The sequence below is a fragment of the Acetomicrobium mobile genome (assembly GCF_937920065.1).
The window spans coordinates 1-24044 of the sequence record NZ_CALETC010000316.1 but is presented as its reverse complement, the minus strand read 5'-3'; the positions used below and the strand labels follow the sequence as shown (position 1 = coordinate 24044).

The following is a 24044-nucleotide window of genomic DNA, read 5'->3' as shown; positions in this document are numbered from 1 at the left end:
TGTTTTACGCGGACGGAAGAAACGAGTTTGGAAAGCCGGGAAGCAATCCGCGGTCAAACGCCTCCTGGATCTCCTATTCTCCAAACCAGATAACCCTGCCCGCAGGCGGCAGGGCAGAAGTGACTTACCAGATATCCGTGCCGAACGATAAAGATATGCGCGGGACCTACTGGAGCGTCATCATGGTGGAGGAAGTGCCAAAGGGCACCCTTGAAGTGCCGAGCGCCAAAAAGGGGGAAGTTGCCGTCGGCATACGGATCGTATCTCGATACGCCGTCCAGGTGGTCACGCACATTGGCGACACGGGAACGAGGGCGCTGGAATTTGCCGATAAAAAGCTCGAGGTGAAAGACGGCAAAACATATTTGGTCTTGGACGTTAAAAACACGGGCGAACGGTGGCTAGTACCGGAAGTCTACGTGGACTTATTCGGCCAAAGCGGACAGCTTGGCCGATATCCAGGAGGCAAGCTTCGGATCTTCCCGGGATGTTCCGTGCGCTACCGTGTCGACCTCGGGGCGCTTAAACCGGGCAAATACAACGCCCTGGTCATCGCCGACTGCGGCGAGTACAACGTCTTTGGCGCAAGATATACGCTTGAGGTGGGCGATATGGCAGAACCGCTAAACCCGTAAAGTTAAACCCGAAGGCGGTAAAGTTAGGGGTGAGAAGATGGATTTCAAGCGGAAAGATTGCCGCATGTTTTTATTATTTTTTTTGGTCTTAAATCTTCTGCTGCTTTCTGCCGTATGCGCCCTTGCCCAGGGCAAAGGCTACGGCGTCGAGGTGCGCCCCATGGTGCCGCCTCTCGTTGAGGCAAACCCAGGTGAAATAGTGAGTTTAAGCTTCGTCGTGGAAAACATGACGGGCAAAGAAGAGACCTTTGAAGAGTCCCTCGCCCTGCCCGAAGGGTGGCTCGTGATAACCCCTCCAGATGTGTTCACCTTGAGAGAAGGCGAAGAAACAATGAGGGTCTTGGCTTTTCAAGTTTCAGCCACGGCGGATGCGAGGGAATACCCGATCACCTATTCCGTGCGGTCCAAGCGAGATTACGCCATCAGGGACGAAACCACGGTGCGCCTGTCCGTTTTTGCGGTAAGCGATATTAAATTTTTTCTGGAAAGCGCACCTGATACGGTGATGAGCGGTGAAAGTTACGAAATAAGGGCAAGGCTTGCAAACGGGGGAAACGCTACCCTTGCGGTCGTCGTATCGGCAAGAAGCACGAGCAAATACCCTATAACTTTTCTGTCGGAGGAAGAGCTGACCTTAAGTCCCGGCGAAAGCGCTCCCGTAGCCCTTTTGGTTCAAACTCCTTCGAAATTAGCAAAAAGCGCGAGGCACATCGTCATATTAGAGGCCTCAAGCAAGGAAGACCCTTCTGTAAGGACGTCCCTTTCCGTAGCGACGGAGGTCCTGTCGCAAAAGGCTGAGATCGATTTGTACCACCGCATTCCCACAACACTCACATTGCGCGCCATGGGAGAAAGGAACGGAGACGACTCAGACGGCTTCGATGTGGAATTTAAGGGCAAGGGAACGCTCGAAGAAGGAGGGCGCAAGCGCGTTGAGTTCCTCTTTCGCGGTCCCGACACGCAGGACAAGGGGCTTTACGGCGAAAGGGACGAATATTATATGAATTACTTTGACCCCAATCTCGATTTAAGGCTTGGTGACCAAAGCTACGGGTTGTCTCGTTTAACTTCTTATTCAAGATACGGCAGGGGGGTTGAAGCCAAATACCACCCTGAAGAAAGGTCATTTGGCTTTGGCAGCTACTACCTGGAAAACCGCTTCACCTTGCCCGACTGGGAAGAAAAGGGGGTCTACGTGGGAGGCGCGCTTTCGCCCAGCGCCAAATTGAAGTTAAATTATTTGAGGAAAGAGCGGGACAGCTACAAAAACACACCCAGGATCAAAGACGATGTTTACAGCATCGAAGGAGAGTTTAACCCAGTCGGGGATATGAGGCTTGGCCTTGAATACGCCGAAGGAGAACGAAAAAAGGGCGGTCGAAAATATGAGGACGAAGCCTACAGGGCCGAACTTTCTGGCAGTTTGGGGGAGACTCGCTATTACTTCAGCAAGACCCATGCGGAGCCCGATTTTTACGGCTACTACAACGACAGCGACTACATGTCCAGTTCCTTTAACTTTCCCCTCTCGAGCCGCATGCGTGGATATGTCTCCTACAGCGGCTATGAGACGAACCTCGACAAGAGGCTCGACAAGGGCGATACTTCAACTAAAGAGACGTTGTTTCAAACCGGGATCAACTACAACTTGTCCCAGGGTTGGTACGCCCGTTTTGCCTACGATAATTTTAGCAGGAAAGACCGGATTTATCTCTCAAAATACGACATAAAGGAAGAAGCCTACCGACTCAGCGTAGGAAGGAGCGCGGGAAACTTCAACTACCGGGTTGAGGCCCGTTACGCCGATCAGTACGACAGGATACGAGGAATCAGCGCCTCTCCGTGGAACTACAGCTTTTATGCCTCTTACATGCCGTCAGATGAGCTTTTTTTGACGTTTTACGGCGGCTTTGGAGATAACGCCGCGATAAGAGGCAGCAGGCTGCTTTCGGATCAGGATAACTTGGGGTTTTCCTTTCGCTGGCTGGCGACGGAACAGCTGACCTTAAGCGGCTGGTACACGAAGTATAACTTTGACTCCAAACGGCCCGAAAGCGATCAATATAGTTTTGAGCTGAAATACATGATGCCTGACGAAAGTTACTGGACCTTTAAAATCCGCCGCTACGACTGGGAGTACAGCGAGTACGTTGAAACTGACTACCTCATTTCCTATTCCATACCCATCGGCATTCCTGTGGGTAAAAAGAAGTCCCTGGGCATGCTGATAGGAAGGGTTTGGACAGCTCAAGAGGAAGGCAAAGCTCCCCTTACTAACGCCGTTGTGACCTTAAACGGCAGCAAGGTTGCCACGGATGCCTCTGGGCGGTTTACCTTTGCAGCCCCTCCGGGAGAGTACCTTTTGGACGTGAGCCGGGCTTCTATAGGCCTGGGAAATACGGCCGCCGAAAAGCTTCCCATGAAGGTGAGCGTGGAAGCAGGCGAGACTGCGAATGTTGAATTGACCATCGTGGAGGCGGCGGTTTTAAGCGGACAGGTGGTCCTGGACGTGGACGAATCCGCATACGGCCCCAATTACAACGAGCTTGTAGTGGTCGGAGAGCCGAACAACAACGCGACAAACGGCTCGGCTGAGGTACCGAAGGTGTTTAGGGGAATTTTGGTCGAGTTGTCCCGCGACGACGAGGTTATAAGGACAATGTCGGACGACGAAGGAAAGTTTACGTTCATGGAACTGCGCCCGGGCACATGGAAGTTTAAGGTCTACGACTACAACATACCGGCCTACCACTACATCCAAAACCCCGAAATGGACATAACGCTTCTTCCGGGCGAGAAAAAAGACATCACGGTAAAGGTCGTGCCCAAGAAGCGGGAGATCAAGATACTGGAAGAAGGGGTTATAAGCAGCAAATGATGGGGGCGTAGTTTCCAAAAAAAATGGGGTGAGCGAGGGGCCTCGAACCCCCAACCCCTGGAGCCACAGTCCAGTGCTCTCACCTGTTGAGCGTAAACCCTTGCTATAACTGGCTTTTCCCTTTCCTAAGTGTGTTTATGGACACTGGACTCGCACTTATAAACGAGTCTGCAAGTGTCTTTTTTCTCCCCCGCTTCCAGCTGTTTTTTAAACTCCAACACCGTTAAGGTTCAAAACGCATTCTTTTTGCGTCGGTAATAAGCCCTCTTTGAACCCCTTTTGCCCTCGCCACAATCGGGGCAAAAGTTTAACCTGCCCTTTGCGGGTTTCTTTAAAGCTCGAACATAAACCTTCCCGCATCCGTCGCAAACGTAAATCCCCCGCATGCCCGTCATCGCCTGTGCCAGCTGCAGCCAGGCTGTACGTAAAAATCCCAAATCAGAGACAATCTGAAGTTTCAAATCTTGCGGGTCAATTGAAAAACCTACTTCGCTTAACCTGCTTTCAACAAAGCTGCAAAGAAACATTTTTTTAATAAACTTTTTTTCTTCAGCCGATGCGGTGCCAGCAAATTTAAGCTTGCCCACAAAGCCCAAAGTGGCCCAGTCGGTTGGGTCTTCCTCTTTTTTGAGCTTAAGGCAGGTATAAATTGACAGGGCAGCCTTGGCACGCTTGGCCTCCATCACAAAAGTTGAAACATCTTCGGCAGGCACCCAGCTGCACCAGGAAAAACCCAAAGTAGCGTCGCCGTGTAAAGGGCCAACGGGCTGGATTAAAGAAACTATTTCAACGCCCATAACGCCCGCTAATTCGGCTTTATGGGTGCTGTGCGAGACACAGGCCCACAAAGGCCCCCATTTTTTGACGAACTTTAAAACCTTGTTGGGTGTGGCATTGGCCAACGCTACAAAGTCATCTAAAAGCTTGTCGGTGCTTTCCTTATATGCCCAGCCAAGTTTCTTTAACTCCTCAAAGTTGAGTTGCTGGATTGAAACCGTTGAGGGCCAATTTTTGGGCACTGGGTAAAAAATATAAGGTTTTCCCTCCACAAACTCGAGCTTGGCATCGGGAGGTACCCAAATGCCTCCTCTTGCCCCCACGGGGCTTGCGAGTCGTCCCTCGTCGTCCGTAAGCTCTGCTTGGTCAAAGTCCGCAGGGTTTGTCGTCAAAATCACCTTCTTTTTGGAACTAATTTGGAATTGTGCGAATAGATTATACTTACTTTTAATTCTACTCTTATTTTGAAGGCTGTCAACAGCCAAAAAATAGGAGGTGAACATGATGCAAACAGAAATAGCAAAAGTAATGAGCTTTAAGGGCATTACAAACAAGTCGCTGGCCAGGTTTTTAGGAGTTTCGGATGTCGCAATATGCGAATGGAAGCGGGGAAGGGTTTGTGTCCCGCCAGGGCGAAGGAAGCAGCTTGCCGATGCTTTGGGCGTAGAAGTTGATGACATCTTAGACGGCAGAGGATTAGCCAAGCTTGCCGAGGAGGCAACTTTGAAATGAAGCACAAGGTCAAAATAAAATCACAAAACAAAACGGTCGGCATTGAAATCTTGAATGAAGGCGACAAGGTGGTTGCCGTTAGAAGGGCGTTGCCCAACCATATGCTTAAAAAACCCCCTGCATGGGCTTTCTCGGAAGAAGTAATTGAATTTCTGCAAGACCGTGGCGTAGAAGAAATAAATATTATTTGCAACAACATACTTTATGCCTGCAAGATGAGCGACTTTCTAAACCTGGCCGTTAAATTTTCAAGAGGATTTGGCCCACAAAGACATCTCCCCTTACGTTACTGGACGACAACAAAGCTTGAAACGTCGAGGCCAAAGGAAAAGCAATTAAATCTTTTTGCCTAGGGGCTTGGCCAACTTGGCCCGCCCCTTCCCTTTAAAAAGGAGGTGTAACTTTGAACAATACACCAAGAATTGGAGTTTTCCCCTGCAAGCTGTGGCGAGAGGCGTCCAAAGAACTTGACTTAGAGACACTTTGTATGTTGGCCTACCTTTGGACCTGTAGCCACAGAAAAATTGAAGGCCTGTTTGAACTGCCCTTAGGCTATATTGCAAGTGACTTAAACATTCCAATTGTCGTCGTTGAAGAAAAAATAAAGCTGCTGGAAGAAAAAGGTTTTGTTGCTTACGAAGACGAGGTTATTTTTATTAAAGGTTATATGAGCGTTCAAAACAAGCTGCAAGGTAAAGTGCCCGCCGACAACCATCAAGGGCATTATAAACAACCTGAAACAGCTTCAGCCTTCAAAGAAATTGTTGACGCTTTGGGCCAATGACGCAAGAAACATCCCTCAACTTTGGCAAGGACTGCAGGAAAACGGCCTAAAATTAGAAGAAGTCAGTCCAGGACTGGAATCTGAGTACATACTCAGTACATACTCAGTAAGTACCGAGTACGTTCCGAGTGGTAGTGGAAGTGGTATTGGAAGTGGTAATGGAAATGGAATTGGAATATATAAAGGGTCATCTTGCGATGACCGCCCGCCCGCTTCAAATCTTTTTAACATTCAACAACACAACGACAAATGCATAAATACGCTTTTAGAGCAAGGACTAATAAGCAAAGACCTTGCATTTAGAGCACAAAGGTTTATACCAACCACAACGGCAGCGTTGTCCAAAGAAAGGTGGCTTGAAGAAATAAACAAGCTTGCATACATTCCACCCGATGAATACAATCATTTTGACTGCGACGTCGAGCTTGACGAACTGGACCAGTTAATCGACCAATTCTTTGAGATTGACTTTGACAGCAACGACAAAAGTATTTGTTTGTTTAATGACGACAAAGTCAAGCAACACCTCGCTTATAGATTAGGCATAACCTAATATTTGCGTTTATGCAAACCTTTCAGAGGGGTTTATGTCAACAGAAACTCAAAGGAGGCCAAGCATGCGAAATCTGCAACGCAAGAAGTTGGAGGGCTTGTTTTACAACTACCCCCGAAATAAAAAGGCCTTGCAGTTTAAACAGCAAAAAATTGAGTCATTAACAAGCTCTGTACAATCTGGTTGGACAATCGACGTTTCACGCAAGAAGACCCATACTCAGCCTGACAGTTTCATGGTTAACAGGGTTAGCTTGATTAAAAAGGTAGAGGGGGAGTTTAAGGATTTGCAGGAACAGGTTGACTTGGTGGAGACGTTATTGTCTTTGTTGAACGAGGACTATAAGGAATTCGTAAAATTGAAATACTTTGAAAACAAAAGATGGGATGTTGTCGCTGATGAGCTGTGCATCGGCGTTCGCACCGCTTTTCGCTGGAGAGACCGCATTTTTGAAATTTGCGGTCCCTTTTTGACGCTCTGAGAGGCTCTTTATTCAATTTGCAAACATCGGGTAAGTTGGGTACCTGCAAAACAAGCTTGATGCCTTGTAGGGCCTCTGAATGGCCTTACAGTCGAAGGGGGAGCATAGATGAGCAAAGATGGCGAAAGAATAATCTGCCCTAAGTGCGGGTCGGATTTGGGGCCAATACAACCGTTAAGGCACAGCTTGGCTAAATGCCTTAAGTGCAAGCTGTGGGTGAACAATCAAAGCCAAGAGTCCTCACGGAGTATTCATGTAGCTTGCGGGTCCTTCTGAGCATTAAACTGATTGCGAAGCTGGCGACCCCCGAAATAAAGTTAGACACGACAAACAAAAACTCACTTTCTTGGGAGGTGTAAAGTGAAGTGAAAGAAAAGCCAGAATTTATAAAAGACATTCAAGAGCTAGAAACTCGCATGGTCAACGCCCAAGAACTTGCCAACTTGTTGGCCTGTACTACGCAATATGTTTATATGTTGGCCAAACAAGGCGTATTAATTAAAAAAGGCCCTTCGCAATTTCCATTAGCTGAAAACATACAAAAATACCTGCAATTCTTGGAAAGTAAAAAGGGGGGCGACAAGACGTCATATTGGGCAGAAAAATCTTTGCATGAACGGGCACGACGTCAAATTGGCGAACTGAAACTTGAGCAACTGGACGGCAAGCTTCACGACGCAAAGGCCGTGGAAGCGGTGATGAACGACATGATGGCCTTTTTTAGGAAAAGGACCTTGGCCATTGCGGACGAGACGTCTCCAAAACTCGTCGGCATAACAAACCCTGCGGAAATTTGTGACATCTTGACCGACGCCGTGAAGGGGGCCTTGTCGGACATGAGCAATTACGAGTTTAAAGGAAAGGTATAAGACATCCTTTTTGGAAAGTTAAGGGCCTCCTGGAGGCTCCTAAGAGGCCCTTTTTATTATGCTTCGTGATTTTCCATGTATTCTTGGAAATTTGCGGGTTCGTCGGCGTCTGGGAGCTGTACATAAAAGTTTCCATTGGCAACATATTGGCTTCTCTACTTCCTTTTCCTAACCCTCTTTTTTGGCTTAATTAAAGAATTTATTGGACTGCTTTTTTCAAGCTCGTTTTTTAAGTCGTCGCCGTCAAGTGCCAAATAATGCTTTGTCATATTCAAATCCGTATGCCCCATTGTCCTTTGCAAAGCAAAGACGTTACCGCCGTTTCGCAAATATATAATTGCGAAGCTGTGCCTTAGGTCGTAAGGCGTAATCCTAACACCGAGTTTTTTTGAATACTTTGCCATTATTCTGCTCCACGAGCGAGTTTGTAAACGTTCCCCGTCTTGCGAGCAAAAAACGGGGGCGTCATCCTTCCATGCGGGATGGCGTGTCAAAAGCAGCTTTTGCACGGCAACACAAATCACGGGCGAAAGCGGAAGAGTCCTGCTCGTCTTCGTTTTGGCCACCTCTTTGGGTATGACCACTTCCCTGCTCCTTAAGTTAAAGTCCTCAGGCAGCAGCTGCAGTGCCTCGCCTGGCCTGATGCCTGTGTCTAGCGAAAAAAGCATGAGCGTGTAATTTCTGAGCCCCGTAAAGGTGCTTTTGTCGGGAAGCTCTAAAAGCATTTCTAAGACGTCTTCTGGAATAGCCCTTGCTCTGCCTTCGACCTTTCTTTTGGGGAAGTCTATTGGGTTATACGTAACGGCACCTTGTGCGACCAGGTAGGAGAAGAAACTTTTGATGTAGCTCCTCCGCAAATTAAACGAGGCTGGCGACAGCTTTTGTGTAAAATACTCCTTGACCCTTTCGGTGATTGTTTCGGGATTTTCTAAAGACACGCCTTCAAAGAAACGTGGGATGTAATACCTGTAATCATTGAGCGTTCGAGGCCTCAGGCCCTCTAACTCCTTTTGGAGCAGAAACTCCTCAAAGTAATCTTCCCAGCTTTTTAGTTTACTAAACCTCAAGACTTTTCCCATTTGAATCCCCCTTTTCATGGACACTGGACTCCTACATTTTTGGGGGAGATTGTTTGAAAAAGCACAAAAGGGGGAAAGCTGAAAAAGCCTTGCTGTTACTGGTTTCCAAAAAAAATGGGGTGAGCGAGGGGCCTCGAACCCCCAACCCCTGGAGCCACAGTCCAGTGCTCTCACCTGTTGAGCTACGCTCACCATTTCTTTGCGTATTATATCATATTTTGGCGTGCCCGGGGAGACTCGAACTCCCGACCTTTGGATCCGGAGTCCAACGCTCTATCCGCTGAGCTACGGGCACTTTAGCTTTTAGCCAATATACTATAAACAATGAAGGAAAATTTCGCAAGTCCCTTATTTTTAGGAACTGCCTTTATCTACGAACCTTACAATGGTGACTCCATGACCTCCCTCGCCAGGTCCGCCCAGACGGAATTCTTCGATATATGGAAGTCTTTTGCAAAGTTCGTGTACCTCTTGGCGCAGTATCCCCTCTCCATGTCCGTGGACTATCGTAACTTCTTTGTAACCCGCCCTAAAGGCCTTGTCCAGGTATGTTTCCACCGTTGGTATCGCCTCATTAACCCTCATGCCTCTTATTATTAGGGTGCTGGGAACATTTTTAGGTTTTTCTACGCTAATTTTAACTGTGGGCTTCTCTTTTTGTTCGCTTGTCTCCTCGAGGACCCTTAACCTTCTGAGGGAAACTTCTAAGCGCATTGGCCCTGATTGGACCGTTGCCGTCTCGTCATCTATCCTCTCAATGATGCCAGTAGCATTGGTGCCCAAAATTACGACCTCATCGCCTACCTTTGGAAGCTTTCCTTCGAGGATCGAGGATTTTCTCTCGATGCGGGCCAATTCGCGTTGCTCCACATCGTCCAAAATTTTATCCGTCCTTTTTTTGTGTTTGGCGAACCTCTTATGAGCTTCTCTTAAACTGCTGGTTTTCCTTAATTCCTTAAGCAGTAATTTGGCAGATTCCTGCGCTTCTTTTATGATGTCCTTTGCTTTCTTTTCGGCTTCTGCCATGATGTGTTCGCGTTTCATTTCAATGGCCGCAAGTTGTCTTTCTAGCTCTTTCCTCATGGCATTTATTTTTGCTGTTTCTTTTGCCAGCTCCCTTTCTTTTTCTTCGAGCATGGATAGTTTGGTTTGCAGCTTTTCCATGAGTTCTTCCATGGAAGTATCGCGTGTCTTGAGCTCTCTTTCCGCAATTTCCAAGACGCTTTCGGGCATGCCCAGCCTTTTTGCGATTAGCAGGGCGTTACTTCTTCCGGGAACCCCTAAAAGCAGTTTGTACTTGGGCAAAAGGGTCTCAGGGTCGAAGTCTACGCTTGCCGTTTCTACGTTTGGCGTAGTTAGAGCGTAACGTTTTATGGGATTATGATGAGTTGTCGCCAATACAAGGGAGTTGTGCTTTAAAAAAGTCTCCAGTATGGCTATACCAAGCGCTGCGCCTTCATCGGGGTCTGTTCCGGCTCCGAGTTCGTCAATTAAAAATAAGGAGGCTTCGTCAGCTATTTCCAACATCTCGATGATTCGCTTCACATGGCCGCTAAAGGTGGATAAATTCTGTTCGATGCTCTGCTCGTCTCCTATATCGGCTTCAAGGTGCGAAAATTGACCGATTCTCGACCCTTCCTTGGCCGGAATCGGCAACCCGCACCAGGCCAGATACACGCAGAGGCCAACGGTCTTTAGCGCGACGGTTTTACCTCCCGTGTTAGGACCTGTTATCACCAGTGCCCTGAAGTTCCTTCCGCAGTGTACGTCTATGGGAACGGCTTGCGGTCCCAAAAGGGGATGGCGTGCGCAGGTCAGATAAAAACCGCCTTTTTGTTCTATCTCCGGTAAAATCCAATCATGGGATTGCAAAAAGTAGTAAATTCCCCACAGCAAATCAAATTGGCCAATTAAGTCTTGAGCCCTAAGTATGGCTTTTTCTCTGGCCAAAAGCATCTCTGTCAGTTTTTGCAATATCCTGCGTTCTTCCTGTCTTTCGTCTTCCCTTAGCATGGCGATTTTATTGTTTATCGCCACTAAAGCGTTGGGTTCCATGTAGACAGAGTTGCCAGAGCTGGAGTAATCCACAAATACCCCTGGAAAGGAGGGGGCACTTTCTTTTTTGACCAACACGACGTAGCGATCATTTCGCAAGGTAATAACCTGATCTTGAAGCTTAGAAGTCAAGGACTGGTCTGAGAGAATCTTTTGCCCGATCGCCCGGGCCTGCCTTTTGGCGGCTGCGAGATTGCCTCTTATCTCGGCCAGCTTGCTGGAGGCGCTGTCGTACAGCCTTCCGTCATCATCGAGGACGGACAAGGAAACTACCTCTTCGCCAAAATCGGCAAATTCCCGTGCCCTCTGCGCTACTCTTTCGTAACCTTCCCTTGCAAGGTCAAAGGAAAGCTCCTTTATTCTTACGGTAAGTCCGAGCAAATATCTGAAAGGCAAGAGCTCTTCGCCAAAGAGTATTCCCCGGGATTTTCCTTCATCTAAAAAATCGTTGACCAGCACCATGCGGTCATCCCAGGGGAAATCCCCTTTTATGTCAATGTAGCGCTCAAATTCTCTGTACAAAGCCTGTCCTTCTCTTAGCATCTCGATATTGGACAAAGGTTTTATGTTTTCTACGTACTTCCTGCCTATTTCAGAACGTACGTGTTTGCTATAAAATTTTAATATTTTATCAATATCAAGTAATTGTCTTGTCTGATTGCTTGATATCATCGCATATGTACCTTTGCTATTAAATTTGGAAGCATCAGATAGTTTATGACGCCGTTTTTTAGCAACCAGCCGCTAAGGTAATTCCAAACGTTACTTGCAAACATCATCGCTTTGCTTTGATCCATCCATGTCAGTATTCCATTTCCCAGATAGATAGCTGCTAACTCGAAGGCCAGGTAAAAGAGGATCAACATGATTGAGGCTTTGCAAAGCCCACAAAGAGAGCCAAGAATTTTGTCGATCATCGGGACGCGGCCAAAATAAACGATCTTTTTGACGAGCCTTCCAAGAAAAGAAGCAGTTAGGTTGACAACGATAAATATCAACGCAATGGCAATTATGTAGGCGACTATGTCGGGAAAGTTTAATCCAAACTTCAACATGCTCGCAAAGTTTGGAGAATATTTCCAAATTAACATGAAGCCGACGATTAAGCCAAGAAAGCCAAAAAGTTCGTTCAAGAAGCCACGTACAAATCCCTTAATGACAAAAAAGGCCGCCAAAAGAAGCGCTAAAAAGTCAGCAATAGTGGGCATGTCAAGCGTCATCGTTCATCACTCATCGCTTATCCTTACTTGCCCTTCCGCTTCTTTTAAGGCTTTCTGTAAGCGCTTTTCTAAAGAAGCCATATTATAAGCCAAATGCAATGACGTTAGCAACAACCTCTCCTCTCGGCTAATGCGATGAGGTGTATGTGAAAATGCCTCTTTGAGCATTTCAATGACCCTTTCGGTCGTTTTTTCGTCCAGGCTGGTTTTAACCGAGTACCGCCTGCCCCCTAACGTCACTTCAATGGTTCTTAGCGAACTCTTTCTTTCCTCGCTCATGGATATCACGCCTGCTTTTCGTCGTTATTGCGCTTGTTTTCTTCTGCAACTCCTAGGAAGGCTGACAATTTTTGGTGCAACTTGGATATTTTTTCTTCGTATTCCGATCTTTCTTTTTTAAGTCTCATTAATTCCCGCTCAATGGTTTCGATTTGACGTTGGTTGTCTTTTTTTAGTCTGATGATCTCCAGGTCCTTTTCTTGGAGTTGTCCTCTCATTATTTCGAGCTGTTTGGTAAGTTTTTCGTTTTCCTCCCTGATGTCAGAAAACTTCCCACACAAGTTGTCGATCAACTGTTCCATTTTTTCCAGTGCTTGCACGTCCTTCACCTTCCCTATCTTAGTTTTAACCCCTTGGACACTATTTGGGCACGAAGCTCGTTGTGAAGTTCATCGACTTCATCGTCACTTAGCGTCCTGTCCGGGTGTCTGTATGCGAGGGTAAAGGAAAGGCTTCTGTGCCCCTCAGGGATGTTTTTACCCTTGTAAATGTCAAACAACCTGACAGAGGACACCAAAGCTGGAGAAAGTTGCCGAATTAGCCTGCTTATCTCGTTGACTGTCATGTCTTCGGGAGCTATCAAGGAGATATCCCTGTAAACGGCGGGATATCGATGAACTTCTCCAAATTTCGGAGCTTGTGGCCTTAAAAAAGGATCGAAGGCTACTTCAAAGACGTAAAGCGATGCTGGAAGTTCTAAGCGTCTTTCGATTGATGGTTTTATTTTTGTTATGTAGCCTATTTTTTGTCCATCGAATATCACATCGGCGGTTTGTCCTTCGTTGCCAAAGGGTTCTTTTCCAGGAAGTATGTCAAAATGCAACCTGAATGCCTTAGCCAGGGCCACGAGGTCGCCTTTTATCGTGAAAAAGTCGTCTTTATCGACGACGCCGTAGGGAGATCTGTCATCTTTGCCCAAAAAAATTGCCCCGGCTATGTGTTTTTCCTCTCGCAAGTTTGTGCCCTCTTTTAAAAATACGTTGCCTATCTCAAAAATCCGTATGGGGAAACGCCAACCCTTTCTCAAGTTATCGCATATGGCGTAAGCCAATCCTGGCAGTAAAAAGGTTCTCATGACGGATTGCTCAACGCTCAAGGGGTTCGCCAGGGGAAAAGGCATTGCCCTCAAATCAGAAGGAGGAAGCATCAAGTCCTTGGTGAATTTTGGTGAGATGAAGCTATAATTTAATATCTCGACGTAGCCGCGGCCCATCAAGATTTCTCTCAATTTTCTCTCAGCGCGAGACTCCATGCCTATGGTAGCCGAATCGTGAATCTTACCCGGCAGGCGAGGAGGCAATTCGTCATAACCCTTCAATCTGGCTACTTCTTCTATTAAATCTTCCTCTATTTCCACGTCCATCCTAAAACTTGGAACTTTAAAAATGATGCGCTCTTCAGACGACGCGTGGACCTCAAATCCTAAAGGCAAAAGAATTTTCGGGGTTTCAGCCAGATCTTCGTCTCCCAGGTAGGTCTTTAATTTCTTGGAAGTCAAAGGCACCAATCTTTCGCCGGGATTGGCGTCTCCTTCCAAAATTACAGAAGTGTAAACTTTTCCGCATCCCCATTTATTCATTAAATCCAGGGCATATGATAAAGCTAGAGGCGCTTTAGCCCTATCTACTCCTCTTGCATAACGATATGCAGCTTCACTGTTTATCCCGAGACGCCTCGATGTCTTGCTGATGCGATGGGGCAAGAAGTGTGCCGATTCTATTAATATCCTTCTTGTGGTATCGTCTATTTCGCTGTTGGCGCCACCCATCACTCCGGCTAACCCTATTGGCAGTCCTCCGCTTGTTATTAAAAGGTCGTCAGAAGAAAGTTCGTGTTCCCTTCCGTCTAACGTAACTATCCTTTCGCCTTCGTAGGAAGATCTCACCGTTATTTCAGGCGCCGGCAACTTGTCGAAATCAAAGGCGTGCAAGGGTTGCCCCAAAAAGAGCATGACGTAATTTGTTACGTCAACGATGTTGCTTATCGGCCGGATCCCGCACAATGCAAGCCGTACTCGATACTTTACAGGAGCGGGCAAAACTTTCAGTTCATCGGCAAAACCCAATCCGTAAAAGGGACAGCCGGGATCCTTTAGCGTAACGCCTTGAAAATTTACCGGCCAATCGTGGGGCGTGTGCGTGTGGGGAAAGTCTATTTTTTTCAAAGAAGAACTTGGGAACAGGGCATGAGCTTCACGAGCGATTCCCGCCATGCTGAGCAAGTCACCCCTATTTGGCGTTATTGACACATCAAATATTACGTCTTTGATGCCAAGCCATGAGGCGGCGTCTTTGCCCAAAGGCGCGTCTTGGGGCAAGATCAATATGCCTTCTTCCTGCGTTAGCGAAGGCAGCCCCATTTCGTCTGCAGACAGCATCATGCCGTAGCTTTTGATTTCATCGAATTCCTCGATCCCGATGACTGTGCCGTCGGCTAAGACAGCACCGGGAGGAGCGTAAGGAACAACATCACCTTCCCTCACATTTCTTGCTCCTGTGATGCATGTGGCCCTTCCTTTATCTCCCCATGTTAGCGTCACTACCATAAGGTTTTTTCGTTCCGGATGGGGAGTCAAATTTAATATTTTAGCTATGATGGTGCCTTTAAGTCTTTGAGCGGTGTAAGTAATCTCTTCAACTTCGGCCCCGGCCATTGTCAACTTTTCGGCAAATTCTTGGGCGTTTGCTGGAAGCTCTACGAGTTCGTTTAGCCAATTCCACGAAACAATCACTGACTAACACCTCCTGTGAGAAAGGCGATGTCTCCGGTAAATAAAATCCTCAAATCGTTTAGTTCGTACTTCAACATGGCAACTCTATCTATTCCCAGTCCCCAAGCAAATCCGTTGTAGATTTCTGGGTCGATCCCACCTGCTCTCAGCACCTTAGGATGGACCATTCCCATGCCACATATTTCAAGCCAACCCGTACCCTTACAGACCCTGCAGTTTGGGTCCTTGCCCGAACAGGCTATGCATTCCACGTCCATCTCAAGAGAAGGTTCCGTGAAGGGGAAATAACTGGCCCTAAACCTGGACTTTAGCGGTCTGCCAAAGATCTTATCGATGAAATGGACCATGCATCCCTTTAAATCGGATATGGAGACGTCTTCGTCCACCAAAAGTCCTTCCAGTTGGTGAAACATAGGAGAGTGAGTCGGATCACTGTCTCTTCTGTAAACCTTGCCGGGACAGACTATCCGCAACGGAGCTCCATATTTTAACATGGACCTTACCTGCACAGGAGACGTATGAGTTCGCAGTAAAAGCTCATTACCCTCGAGGTAAAATGTGTCCTGCATGTCTCTTGCCGGATGATGGGGGGGTATGTTTAAAGCTTCGAAGTTATGAAAGTCGTCTTCGACTTCTGGACCGAGTGCCACGGAAAAGCCAAGTCCTAAGAATACATCTATAAGTTCGTGCATGACTTCAACGACAGGGTGAAATCCGCCCCAAGGTCTACCCTTCGGTGGCTGAGTTACATCGATGACATCCTTCCGCTCCTGTTCGTGTTCTTCTAAATCTGCAAGCTCTTCTGTCCGTTTTTCGATCAGATCTTCAATCGTAACCTTTAAGTCATTTATGGTCTTCCCCATTGTGGGGCGAACCTCCGGTGGAAGGGTGCCTAAACTCTTTAACATCTGGGTTACTATTCCCTTTCGCCCCAGATATCGAATGCGAAGTTCGTTTAGTGCCTCCGACCCTTTAGCGCGATCCAATTCTTTCATAAAGGTCTCTTTTACATCCTTGATAGCGTTAGATTCCAGATTCACCATTTCCCCTCCTTGTTCTGTGTTCTGTTTCTGAAATCAGTTTCTGCCAAGGCTCTGCCCAGGCGTTTTCCTAGCATCTCTTTCTTTGCATTGTTCATTATATCTTAACACTTCTTTAGTCAATGGTGATGTAGGCAGGATGACGTTTTTCTTTTCTCGTGCGATATAAAAATGCATTTATTAACGAAGTTAGCTTTTCGCCCTTATTTAAAAATCATATCAAAAAGGTTCCCATCACTACGAGCGATAGGAACCCAAATGCCATGGTTTTTCTGTCTTGACGAGGCCGTAAGTTTTTTATCCTTACTGGACCAACGCCTCTTTCGCCTTTTCGACCAACTGCCCGAAAGCTTCGATGTCAGAGACGGCAAGCTCCGCTAACATCTTTCTATTGATCTCTATCCCCGATTTACGGAGTCCATTGATGAAGGTACTATAGTTCATGCCATAAATACGAGCTCCGGCGTTTATGCGCGTTATCCACAGTTTCCTGAAATCACGCTTCTTTGTGCGTCTGTCCCTATAGGAGTAACTTAGGGACTTAAGCATCGCTTCTCTAGACCGTCTAAACACGTTCTTTCTGCGACCGTAATATCCTTTAGTTAACTTGAAGAGTTTAGCTTTCTTTCTGTTGCTTGCACTGCTATCTTTTACCCTGGCCATGACTTTTCACTCCTTTTGCGTCTTGCAATTAATCGGAATAGGGCATCAGTTGTTTTATCTTTTTTGCGGATGTACTCCCGAGATACCCCTTTTTCTTTAGTGCACGAATGCGCTTTTGGTTTTTCTTGCGAAGCAAGTGGCCACGACCAATCTTTTTATAAGCCACTTTTCCCGTTGCCGTTAATTTAAATCTTTTTTTTGCTCCGCTATGAGTTTTGATTTTCGGCATAAAAATTCCTCCCTTTCATCTTCCACGTCTATGTAAAGTAACCCTGAGATTCATTTGAACATGATTTTACGCTGCTTTAGATCCCTTTTAGTCTTTAGACGATTTACTTTCTGACTTTTGCAGGACGGGGACAAGCATCATCCGCATGTATCGCCCTTCCATTTTCGGCTGTGAGTCCACCTTCCCCAAACCATCGCAATCCCTGGCCACTCTCTCGAGCACTTCCCTACCTTTATCTAAAAATGACATTTCCCTGCCGCGAAAGAAGACGGAAACTTTGACCCTATGCCCATCGCGCAAAAATCTCTGAATGGCCTTGACCTTGAAGTTGTAATCGTGTTCGTCGATCTTCGGGCGCATTTTAATTTCCTTAATCGTTTGAGTTTTTTGCTTTTTGCGGGCCTCTTTGTCCCGTTTCTGCTGTTGATACTTATATTTGCCGTAATCCATCACTCGACAAACTGGTGGATTAGCATGAGGTGCGACTTCAACCAAGTCTAATCCCCTACTTTCGGCTATCTGCAGGGCTTGTTCAATCGGAATAACGCCTACTTTAGTGCCATCGGCATCGATCAACAGGACTTCAGAGACCTTAATTTCCTCATTTACCCTCGGTTCATTTGCTTTCGCTATAACTGGTCACCTCCACAATAAATTAGGGGCTGGCAAAAACTAGCCCAGCCCCTTTTAGTCTATGTACTATCGACCTGTAAGCCCGGAAAGCTGCCTTTGCGCCACCAGGCGAGAGGGATGGGCCCTCTGCTTGTCACTTTATGCTATGAATTGCGATTACGCAGTATAACATGAAATTTGTTCAAAAGCAAGCGGCCTGCCGGAAGCCCGAGCCTTTTAAGTCTTCCTTAAGGGATGATATTCACTCTTTAAAAGTTCGATCAAAGACTCCAAGCTCATGCTTCCCAAGTCTCCCTTGCTTCGTTCCCGCACGGAAACGGTGCCACTTTCCACCTCACGACTGCCTATGATGAGCATGTAAGGGACTTTCTGTAATTGAGCGTCCCGAATTTTTTTACCCAAAGTTCCTTCTTTGGTGTCTATCTCTACTCGGATATCTTTTTTCTGCAAGACAGAAGCTATATTTTTTGTGTAAGAAAAGTACTCATCCGATACGGGCAATATCTTCACTTGAACGGGTGCAAGCCAGTATGGAAAAGCTCCGGCGTATTGCTCGATCAAGATGCCCAAAAATCTTTCCAAGCTGCCCAGTATGGTCCTGTGTATCATGACCGGCCTGTGAGGTTCGCCGTCAGGTCCTATGTAAGTGATATCGAATTTTTCCGGCATCTGGAAATCCAGCTGAATTGTGCCGCACTGCCAGTTTCGCCCAATGCGATCTTCCAGGTGAAAATCAATTTTAGGACCATAGAAGGCGCCATCGCCGGGGTTTAATTTGTATTCTACTCCTTGGTCTTCGAGGGCCTCCTGCAAGCCCTGCTCAGCCTCGTCCCAAAGGGCTCTTTCTCCCATCGCGTTTTCCGGCCTAGTCGATAACTCTATGCGGTAAGGAAAGCCAAAGACGCCGTATATGTATTGAACCATGTCCATGATGTCGATTATTTCGTCTTTTATTTGTTCTCTTGTTGTAAATATGTGAGCGTCATCCTGTGTGAAACAGCGCACGCGCATGAGGCCGTGAAGGACGCCCGATCTTTCGTGTCGATGTACTATGCCCAGCTCCGCCAACTTCAAGGGCAAATCGCGATAGCTTCTAAGCTGGGTTTGATACACCAAGATTCCTCCAGGGCAGTTCATGGGCTTTATGGCAAAGGGCTTGCCGTCTATTTCGGTAAAATACATGTTCTCCCTGTAGTGGTCCCAGTGTCCCGAGCGTATCCATAAGTCCTGATCCAATATCAATGGCGTCATTATTTCCTGATATCCCCTTTGGATATGTACCTTTCTCCAGAAATCTACAAGTATATTTAATATGGTGACACCTTTGGCATGGAAAAAGGGAAATCCGGGCGCTTCACTTTGCAAACTAAAAAGATCTAATTCTCTGCCTATGCGGCGATGATCCCTGCGCTTGGCTTCCTCTATTTTGTTTAAGTAAGCTGAAAGCTCTTCTTCCGTAGGGAAGGTTGTGCCGTATATGCGGGTAAGCATTGGATTTCTCTCATCTCCGCGCCAGTAAGCCCCAGCTAACGACAAAAGCTTGAAGTGCTTTATGTAAGATGTGTTGGGCACATGGGGTCCTCTGCATAGGTCTATAAACTCCCCAACTTTGTATAGGGTAACTTGATCATCTTCTATGGCATCAAGTAGCTCAAGTTTGTATGTATCCTTGCGCTCTTTGAACAAACGCATCGCTTCCTCTTTGCTCATAACAAGCCTTTCAAAGGGAATTGCTTCGGCTACGATTTTTTTCATCTCGTCTTCTATTTTTGGCAAATCTTCCTCGGTCAAAGTCGTCGGGACATCCATGTCGTAGTAAAAGCCATTCTCGATGGCTGGTCCAACTCCATATTTGGTCCCAGGATATAGTCTGTATACAGCTTGAGCCATTAAGTGCGATGTGGAATGCCTTAGTATCTCGATGCCTTCCGGGCTGTCTATTTCAATGGGTTCAATAGCTGCATCTTCATCTACTTTCGTATCGAGATCACACAGTTTACCGTCTATCTTCACAGCAATGACCTTACCATTTATACCGCGTTCTTTGAGTATTTCTGAAGCCTTTTTAGGGTGTTTATTCACGGGCACTTATATTCCCTCCCACGTCTAATTTAATATCATTTTAAGATTATACCACAAATGCCAATCTACAATTTACAGGTCCATGACTAGATTTTGCATGCCAAAAGCCAAAAAGAAACGCCGCCATTATCCTCCACGAAGATGCCATTAAGATAATATCACGAATTTGCTTGACCCCGTCCATGTTGCAGGTTAAAATATGTCTTGCATCGGGACGTAGCGCAGCATGGCCAGCGCACCTGCATGGGGCGCAGGGGGTCGGAGGTTCAAGTCCTCTCGTCCCGACCATTGTAAAAAAGGCGGGGGTTTCCCCGCTTTTTTATTTTCGCTATCCACGCGTACAATATTATATTATATTTCAAAGGTCTTTGGGCAGTTTGGTCAATGAGAAGTTCAAGGACAAGGATAATGGTTAGTTGTATTGAACAAGAAGGTGAAGTTTTAGGAAGATGAAAGACAATTCGCAAAGAGTTTTAAAAAAGGGCACAAAACACTACGCCAAAAAGTCGCTAGGGCAAAATTTCTTGATAGATCCTAACATTGCTCGCTGGATGGTCGATTTTGCCGAGATTGGCGATAGCGACGTCATCTTAGAAGTAGGGCCCGGTAAGGGCATGTTAACTAAAGAGATACTTAAAAGCCCATGTAAATATTTACACGTCATAGAGATAGATAAAACCCTCGCCCCTTTTCTTGAGCCCTTGATAAGTGAATGCAAGTCCCGAATGGCTTTGATTTGGGGGGATGTGTTAGCGGTTAACCTAAAAGAACTTCAACCTACCCCAACGAAAGTTCTGGCTAACATACCTTACAATATTACTACCCCCCTGATATGGCAAATATTTGAAGGTCTGGTCCCCTTGGGGACAACGCAGCTGCTTTTGATGCTTCAATTAGATCTGGCCTATAGATTGTGTGCAAAGCCAAGAACTAAAGATCGCTCTCCCCTTGGGATTACCATAGAAAGGATGGGACAAGCCCAAATCGTAAAAAAGGTGCCGCCTCAGGTTTTTTGGCCTGTTCCAAGGGTGGAATCGGCGATTGTCCAAATAACATTGGACAAAAATCTCAAATTGGCCTCAGATTCCTCCTGGAGGAGGTTGCTTCGAGTTGCCTTTGCCAGAAGGCGCAGGACGCTCATAAATAACCTGGCATGCGTTTATGAGTTCTTTAAAGAAAAAGATCAAGCTTTGAAACTTTTAGAGGAGATGGGGCTATCGCCCACCGTCCGCGCGGAGGAGCTTGAGACAGATGATTGGCAGCGGCTATATGAGTACATTTCATCTCTATAAATGATGGACTTACCCTAAAAAGTGCAATTACTAAGTGACTTGTAATAAAAAACGGGCTGGTCACAGCCCGTTTTAGTTATGTTCATGGTGGAGATGAGCGGATTCGAACCGCCGACCTCCTGCTTGCAAGGCAGGCGCTCTCCCACTGAGCTACATCCCCGAAGCATGTGTCCTAAAAAATGGTGGGCCGGAGTGGATTCGAACCACCGACCTCACGCTTATCAGGCGTGTGCTCTAACCAGCTGAGCTACCGGCCCATCGAGAAAGAATATAACACATCTTCGTTATTATTAGCAAGAACTTCTTGCCTCGCTTGGACAAATAGATGTTATCACGGTCAGCTTTTATGGTCAATGTCAAGTTGGTTATTTTTAAAGACAAACTGAAATGTCCTAGTTTTATTTTATGCTTGACCGAGGGCTTGTCCGATTTTCCTTGCTTCTTGCATTAAATCATCGTGTCTTGCGGCTTCGCCAAGTTCGTTAAGACCCGGAGCCTGCAAGACCTCTACTCCATCGAATCCAAGGGAAAGTAGCGCTTCTTTCATCTGATTTATATGTGTCTCATATTCTTTGACATTTTCATAGCCTTGAGATACCACAAGAGCAGCCTTTTTTCCTTTAGGAAGGCGACTTTCAAATTTCGGTGCAGGTCCTAAAAACGCAAAGAGCCTGTCTAATACTAATTTAAATTGAGCAGCTACGCCCGCCATGTATATGGGCGTTCCAAAGACAATGACTTCGGATTGTTCAATTCCTTCATAAATTTCTTGCATATCGTCTTTCACAGCGCATTTGCCCTGTTCCTTACAGGAATAGCATGCCTGACATCCTCTAATGTTCATTTCATTGGGATAAAATACCTCAAAATTCTCGCTGCCGGTAAATTTCAGTACTTCCCTGACGAGCACATCAGAATTTCCGTGCTTGCGCGGACTGCAAACAATTCCTATCGCATTCATTTTGCGCAACCCCCCTTTTTAAAGAATGTTGGCTCAAATTAAGTGCTTCATGTAACGCTTTAGAAAGCATTACTCCGCCTTAAGCAAAAAACTCAAAAATAATTTATTATTTTCACATGTATAACTCAGGATTTAAAATCTTTAGATCTAAATATTATATTAGCATGCGGTTTTTCCCGTAACAAGTGCCATCTATTTCACTGGTGTGGGTTCTTGTAGCCGGTTAATCGTTCAAGATATTTGTATTTGATTTCTGGCGATTCAATACTTTATTGCTGCTATTGAGAATTGACGCAAGGGAGGCAGATAAAATACTGGCGAATAATGTGCGCGTAATGTGCGCGAAAATGCCCCGAAATCTGTTCTGTACGATGACCTATTATATCTCCCTGACTTGGATGGCAATACCCGTAGATAGTATAACAGTAATGCTTAAATATTCATGTATGATATAATTTAAGCAATATAAAAACAGTGTAAAGAGGTAAATACCAAATGAATAAGTCCGAGCAAACACTTAAGTGGGTTCCGATAGTTATTTGCCTTCTGATTTCTATTGCCTTTGCTTTAATGCCTAAAGCTTCTTCTGCAGGCATGCAAACAATCCCCGAGGGCACACAAATTGCGCTCATAACCCGTGTTGTGGACGGAGAGATCTTTCAATTCAATGACTGCAAACATTTTAACGAGCTGTTATTGCTTAAAGGTTTTGATCTTGTCACTACTTTTTTGCCAAACGCTGAACATGAGAACCACTTATCAAGCGCACAAAGACATGCAAGAGAAGCCCAAGAAGACCTTCGGAACAAAGAAAAACTGAGCGAAGTGAAACTTCAAACTAAAGAGATCATAGTCTACATAACCAAAACTGGCAGCAAATACCACCGCGCCGGATGCAAGCATCTAAAAAAGTCATCTATCCCAATAACCCTGGAAGAGGCTAAAGAAAGAGGTTATACACCATGTAAGGTTTGCAACCCGCCGACTTAGGCAAAGAGGGCGCCATTGCTGCGGGTCTTATAATAGCAGGTAGCAGCTGCAGGTCAGTCCTTAGAAATTAGGAAGGTGTTTTTATGACCAAAAAAGTAACTACATTGTTATTAATGCTGCTTTTTCTCTTGGTCTCTCCCCTTTTTGCATCAGATCTTCAAGTCCACTTCATAGATGTGGGCAAAGGTGACAGTACTCTCTTTCACGTTGATGATTACGCCATGCTTATAGATGGAGGTACGCTCTCTAAGGGCCCTTGTGTGCTCGATTATATTAGCGCCCAAGGCATAAGCAAGCTGGATATAGTAATTGCCACTCATCCCCACGCTGACCATATAGGCGGGCTAATACACATTATAGACAATATACCCATAGGCGAGATACTTGACCCCGGGGTAGAACATACTTCACAGCTCTTCGAGGATTATCTTGATGCAATTTTAGCGAAGGAAGATATAACCTTTACTGAGGCCAGGGATGGAATGATTCGGCAGCTGGGGCCGCTTAGAATACAAGTAATACATCCGGCAAAACCAGATCCAGGACACCTTAATAATTCTTCGATTGTAGCCAGGATAGACTTTGGCGACACAAGCTTTCTCATGACTGGTGACGCTGAGCGGGAAGCGGAAGCAGAAATGCTTAACCGGCATTCACATTCAGTAGACATCTTGCATTCAGTAGACATCTTGGATGTAGATATCCTCAAGGTTGCCCACCACGGAAGTAACACTTCCACTACGAAGGAGTTTCTAACAGTTGTATCGCCAGACGTTGCAGTCATCCATTGCGGCAGTGATGACAGATATGGTCATCCTGATCCTGAAACCTTGGAAGTGCTTCATGCACATGGAGTTGAAGTCTATCGCACGGATATTCACGGTACCATAGTCATCACCACCGATGGGCAAACTTACGACATAAACACAGAATACGAGGCTGACCCCAGAGCACCGCCAGCCGCCATATGTAAGCAGGATTGAGAAAGACAAGTTCCAAAAATAACAAGAGGAATGATTGCGATATGAAAGCTGTTATTGACCGCTTCGAAGGAGATTACGCAGTTATGCTTTTTGTCCCA

The 24044-nt window shown here is 46.1% G+C and carries 24 protein-coding genes and 5 tRNA genes; 12 read left to right on the top strand and 17 right to left on the bottom strand.

What is annotated here, in order from left to right; genetic code table 11:
- Both Q7P41_RS12060 and Q7P41_RS12055 read left to right on the top strand, forming a co-directional pair.
- On the top strand, positions 1-635 hold a 635-nt coding region (locus tag Q7P41_RS12060; RefSeq protein WP_303884567.1), incomplete at its 5' end, for a hypothetical protein.
- A gap of 37 nt (positions 636-672) precedes the next feature.
- Positions 673-3513 carry a hypothetical protein gene (locus Q7P41_RS12055; RefSeq protein WP_303884565.1) on the top strand — a complete coding sequence of 947 codons (2841 nt, stop codon included), beginning with the start codon at positions 673-675 and terminating at the stop codon, positions 3511-3513.
- A gap of 230 nt (positions 3514-3743) precedes the next feature.
- On the opposite strand, the gene Q7P41_RS12050 is transcribed toward Q7P41_RS12055, so the two are convergent.
- A complete protein-coding gene (locus tag Q7P41_RS12050; RefSeq protein WP_303884564.1) occupies positions 3744-4682 on the bottom strand; it encodes a hypothetical protein in 939 nt (312 codons plus the stop codon).
- Between the two features lie 109 nt (positions 4683-4791).
- Between Q7P41_RS12050 and Q7P41_RS12045 the strand changes: the two genes are divergently transcribed.
- The 6 genes from Q7P41_RS12045 (at position 4792) to Q7P41_RS12020 (ending at position 7709) form a co-directional block, all read left to right on the top strand.
- Positions 4792-5022 (top strand): helix-turn-helix domain-containing protein, encoded by a 231-nt coding sequence (locus Q7P41_RS12045; protein WP_303884562.1) that lies wholly within the window; start codon positions 4792-4794, stop codon positions 5020-5022.
- A complete protein-coding gene (locus Q7P41_RS12040; RefSeq protein WP_303884560.1) occupies positions 5019-5375 on the top strand; it encodes a hypothetical protein in 357 nt (118 codons plus the stop codon). The genes Q7P41_RS12045 and Q7P41_RS12040 overlap by 4 nt, the downstream gene beginning before the upstream one ends.
- Before the next feature lie 50 nt (positions 5376-5425).
- Positions 5426-5806, top strand: coding sequence for a hypothetical protein (locus tag Q7P41_RS12035; RefSeq protein ID WP_303884558.1), 381 nt, complete (start codon positions 5426-5428; stop codon positions 5804-5806).
- Positions 5784-6359 (top strand): hypothetical protein, encoded by a 576-nt coding sequence (locus tag Q7P41_RS12030; protein ID WP_303884557.1) that lies wholly within the window; start codon positions 5784-5786, stop codon positions 6357-6359. Before Q7P41_RS12035 ends, Q7P41_RS12030 begins: the two co-directional genes overlap by 23 nt.
- Before the next feature lie 64 nt (positions 6360-6423).
- Complete coding sequence (locus tag Q7P41_RS12025; protein WP_303884556.1) at positions 6424-6840, top strand: hypothetical protein; 417 nt, start codon at positions 6424-6426, stop codon at positions 6838-6840.
- A gap of 365 nt (positions 6841-7205) precedes the next feature.
- Positions 7206-7709, top strand: coding sequence for a hypothetical protein (locus tag Q7P41_RS12020; protein WP_303884554.1), 504 nt, complete (start codon positions 7206-7208; stop codon positions 7707-7709).
- A gap of 155 nt (positions 7710-7864) precedes the next feature.
- Here Q7P41_RS12020 and Q7P41_RS12015 read toward each other — a convergent pair whose 3' ends face one another.
- The 13 genes from Q7P41_RS12015 to thrS all read right to left on the bottom strand — a co-directional run bounded on the left by Q7P41_RS12015 (position 7865) and on the right by thrS (position 19726).
- The gene (locus Q7P41_RS12015; protein ID WP_303884553.1) at positions 7865-8788 is read right to left on the bottom strand and encodes a site-specific integrase; all 924 of its coding nucleotides are present in this window, start codon (positions 8786-8788) and stop codon (positions 7865-7867) included.
- Between the two features lie 115 nt (positions 8789-8903).
- Positions 8904-8980: transfer RNA gene (locus Q7P41_RS12010), tRNA-His, on the bottom strand.
- 27 nt (positions 8981-9007) lie between these two features.
- A tRNA-Arg gene (locus tag Q7P41_RS12005) sits at positions 9008-9083 on the bottom strand.
- A gap of 59 nt (positions 9084-9142) precedes the next feature.
- Positions 9143-11515, bottom strand: a complete 2373-nt coding sequence (locus Q7P41_RS12000; RefSeq protein WP_303884551.1) for an endonuclease MutS2 — start codon at positions 11513-11515, stop codon at positions 9143-9145.
- Complete coding sequence (locus Q7P41_RS11995) at positions 11512-12063, bottom strand: CvpA family protein (protein ID WP_303884550.1); 552 nt, start codon at positions 12061-12063, stop codon at positions 11512-11514. Before Q7P41_RS11995 ends, Q7P41_RS12000 begins: the two co-directional genes overlap by 4 nt.
- Before the next feature lie 6 nt (positions 12064-12069).
- Positions 12070-12342 (bottom strand): cell division protein ZapA, encoded by a 273-nt coding sequence (gene zapA / locus Q7P41_RS11990; RefSeq protein ID WP_303884549.1) that lies wholly within the window; start codon positions 12340-12342, stop codon positions 12070-12072.
- Positions 12343-12347: 5 nt separating this feature from the next.
- A complete protein-coding gene (locus tag Q7P41_RS11985; RefSeq protein WP_303884548.1) occupies positions 12348-12671 on the bottom strand; it encodes a hypothetical protein in 324 nt (107 codons plus the stop codon).
- A gap of 5 nt (positions 12672-12676) precedes the next feature.
- Positions 12677-15073, bottom strand: a complete 2397-nt coding sequence (pheT, locus tag Q7P41_RS11980) for a phenylalanine--tRNA ligase subunit beta (RefSeq protein WP_303884547.1) — start codon at positions 15071-15073, stop codon at positions 12677-12679.
- The gene (pheS, locus tag Q7P41_RS11975) at positions 15070-16116 is read right to left on the bottom strand and encodes a phenylalanine--tRNA ligase subunit alpha (protein WP_303884546.1); all 1047 of its coding nucleotides are present in this window, start codon (positions 16114-16116) and stop codon (positions 15070-15072) included. Before pheS ends, pheT begins: the two co-directional genes overlap by 4 nt.
- A gap of 300 nt (positions 16117-16416) precedes the next feature.
- A complete protein-coding gene (gene rplT / locus Q7P41_RS11970) occupies positions 16417-16776 on the bottom strand; it encodes a 50S ribosomal protein L20 (RefSeq protein WP_303884545.1) in 360 nt (119 codons plus the stop codon).
- Between the two features lie 28 nt (positions 16777-16804).
- Positions 16805-17005, bottom strand: a complete 201-nt coding sequence (gene rpmI, locus Q7P41_RS11965; protein WP_303884543.1) for a 50S ribosomal protein L35 — start codon at positions 17003-17005, stop codon at positions 16805-16807.
- Positions 17006-17092: 87 nt separating this feature from the next.
- The gene (infC, locus tag Q7P41_RS11960) at positions 17093-17638 is read right to left on the bottom strand and encodes a translation initiation factor IF-3 (RefSeq protein ID WP_303884570.1); all 546 of its coding nucleotides are present in this window, start codon (positions 17636-17638) and stop codon (positions 17093-17095) included.
- A gap of 216 nt (positions 17639-17854) precedes the next feature.
- Positions 17855-19726 (bottom strand): threonine--tRNA ligase, encoded by a 1872-nt coding sequence (gene thrS, locus Q7P41_RS11955; RefSeq protein WP_303884541.1) that lies wholly within the window; start codon positions 19724-19726, stop codon positions 17855-17857.
- A 204-nt stretch (positions 19727-19930) separates the two neighbouring features.
- Here thrS and Q7P41_RS11950 point away from each other — a divergent pair.
- Together Q7P41_RS11950 and rsmA are read left to right on the top strand one after the other, a co-directional pair.
- A tRNA-Pro gene (locus Q7P41_RS11950) sits at positions 19931-20008 on the top strand.
- A 161-nt stretch (positions 20009-20169) separates the two neighbouring features.
- Complete coding sequence (rsmA, locus tag Q7P41_RS11945) at positions 20170-21012, top strand: 16S rRNA (adenine(1518)-N(6)/adenine(1519)-N(6))-dimethyltransferase RsmA (protein WP_303884539.1); 843 nt, start codon at positions 20170-20172, stop codon at positions 21010-21012.
- An 85-nt stretch (positions 21013-21097) separates the two neighbouring features.
- Here the strand turns inward: rsmA and Q7P41_RS11940 are convergent.
- From Q7P41_RS11940 to Q7P41_RS11930, 3 genes are all read right to left on the bottom strand, one after another.
- A tRNA-Ala gene (locus Q7P41_RS11940) sits at positions 21098-21172 on the bottom strand.
- A gap of 20 nt (positions 21173-21192) precedes the next feature.
- Positions 21193-21269, bottom strand: a tRNA-Ile gene (locus tag Q7P41_RS11935).
- 146 nt (positions 21270-21415) lie between these two features.
- Positions 21416-21973, bottom strand: a complete 558-nt coding sequence (locus Q7P41_RS11930) for a flavodoxin family protein (RefSeq protein WP_303884537.1) — start codon at positions 21971-21973, stop codon at positions 21416-21418.
- A 495-nt stretch (positions 21974-22468) separates the two neighbouring features.
- On the opposite strand from Q7P41_RS11930, the gene Q7P41_RS11925 reads away from it, so the two are divergent.
- Both Q7P41_RS11925 and Q7P41_RS11920 read left to right on the top strand, forming a co-directional pair.
- Positions 22469-22963 (top strand): hypothetical protein, encoded by a 495-nt coding sequence (locus tag Q7P41_RS11925; protein ID WP_303884536.1) that lies wholly within the window; start codon positions 22469-22471, stop codon positions 22961-22963.
- Between the two features lie 83 nt (positions 22964-23046).
- Positions 23047-23946, top strand: a complete 900-nt coding sequence (locus Q7P41_RS11920; protein WP_303884534.1) for a ComEC/Rec2 family competence protein — start codon at positions 23047-23049, stop codon at positions 23944-23946.
- The last annotated feature ends 98 nt before the right edge of the window (positions 23947-24044 follow it).

What these genes read in the sequence shown, in the direction of transcription:
- Q7P41_RS12055 (WP_303884565.1), top strand. Translation starts at nt 673, where the DNA reads ATGGATTTCAAGCGGAAAGATTGCCGCATGTTTTTATTATTTTTTTTG.
- Q7P41_RS12045 (WP_303884562.1), top strand. Translation starts at nt 4,792, where the DNA reads ATGATGCAAACAGAAATAGCAAAAGTAATGAGCTTTAAGGGCATTACA.
- Q7P41_RS12040 (WP_303884560.1), top strand. Translation starts at nt 5,019, where the DNA reads ATGAAGCACAAGGTCAAAATAAAATCACAAAACAAAACGGTCGGCATT.
- Q7P41_RS12025 (WP_303884556.1), top strand. Translation starts at nt 6,424, where the DNA reads ATGCGAAATCTGCAACGCAAGAAGTTGGAGGGCTTGTTTTACAACTAC.
- Q7P41_RS12015 (WP_303884553.1), bottom strand. Translation starts at nt 8,788, where the DNA reads ATGGGAAAAGTCTTGAGGTTTAGTAAACTAAAAAGCTGGGAAGATTAC.
- Q7P41_RS12000 (WP_303884551.1), bottom strand. Translation starts at nt 11,515, where the DNA reads ATGATATCAAGCAATCAGACAAGACAATTACTTGATATTGATAAAATA.
- Q7P41_RS11995 (WP_303884550.1), bottom strand. Translation starts at nt 12,063, where the DNA reads ATGACGCTTGACATGCCCACTATTGCTGACTTTTTAGCGCTTCTTTTG.
- zapA (WP_303884549.1), bottom strand. Translation starts at nt 12,342, where the DNA reads ATGAGCGAGGAAAGAAAGAGTTCGCTAAGAACCATTGAAGTGACGTTA.
- pheS (WP_303884546.1), bottom strand. Translation starts at nt 16,116, where the DNA reads ATGGTGAATCTGGAATCTAACGCTATCAAGGATGTAAAAGAGACCTTT.
- rplT (WP_303884545.1), bottom strand. Translation starts at nt 16,776, where the DNA reads ATGGCCAGGGTAAAAGATAGCAGTGCAAGCAACAGAAAGAAAGCTAAA.
- rpmI (WP_303884543.1), bottom strand. Translation starts at nt 17,005, where the DNA reads ATGCCGAAAATCAAAACTCATAGCGGAGCAAAAAAAAGATTTAAATTA.
- rsmA (WP_303884539.1), top strand. Translation starts at nt 20,170, where the DNA reads ATGAAAGACAATTCGCAAAGAGTTTTAAAAAAGGGCACAAAACACTAC.
- Q7P41_RS11930 (WP_303884537.1), bottom strand. Translation starts at nt 21,973, where the DNA reads ATGAATGCGATAGGAATTGTTTGCAGTCCGCGCAAGCACGGAAATTCT.
- Q7P41_RS11925 (WP_303884536.1), top strand. Translation starts at nt 22,469, where the DNA reads ATGAATAAGTCCGAGCAAACACTTAAGTGGGTTCCGATAGTTATTTGC.
- Q7P41_RS11920 (WP_303884534.1), top strand. Translation starts at nt 23,047, where the DNA reads ATGACCAAAAAAGTAACTACATTGTTATTAATGCTGCTTTTTCTCTTG.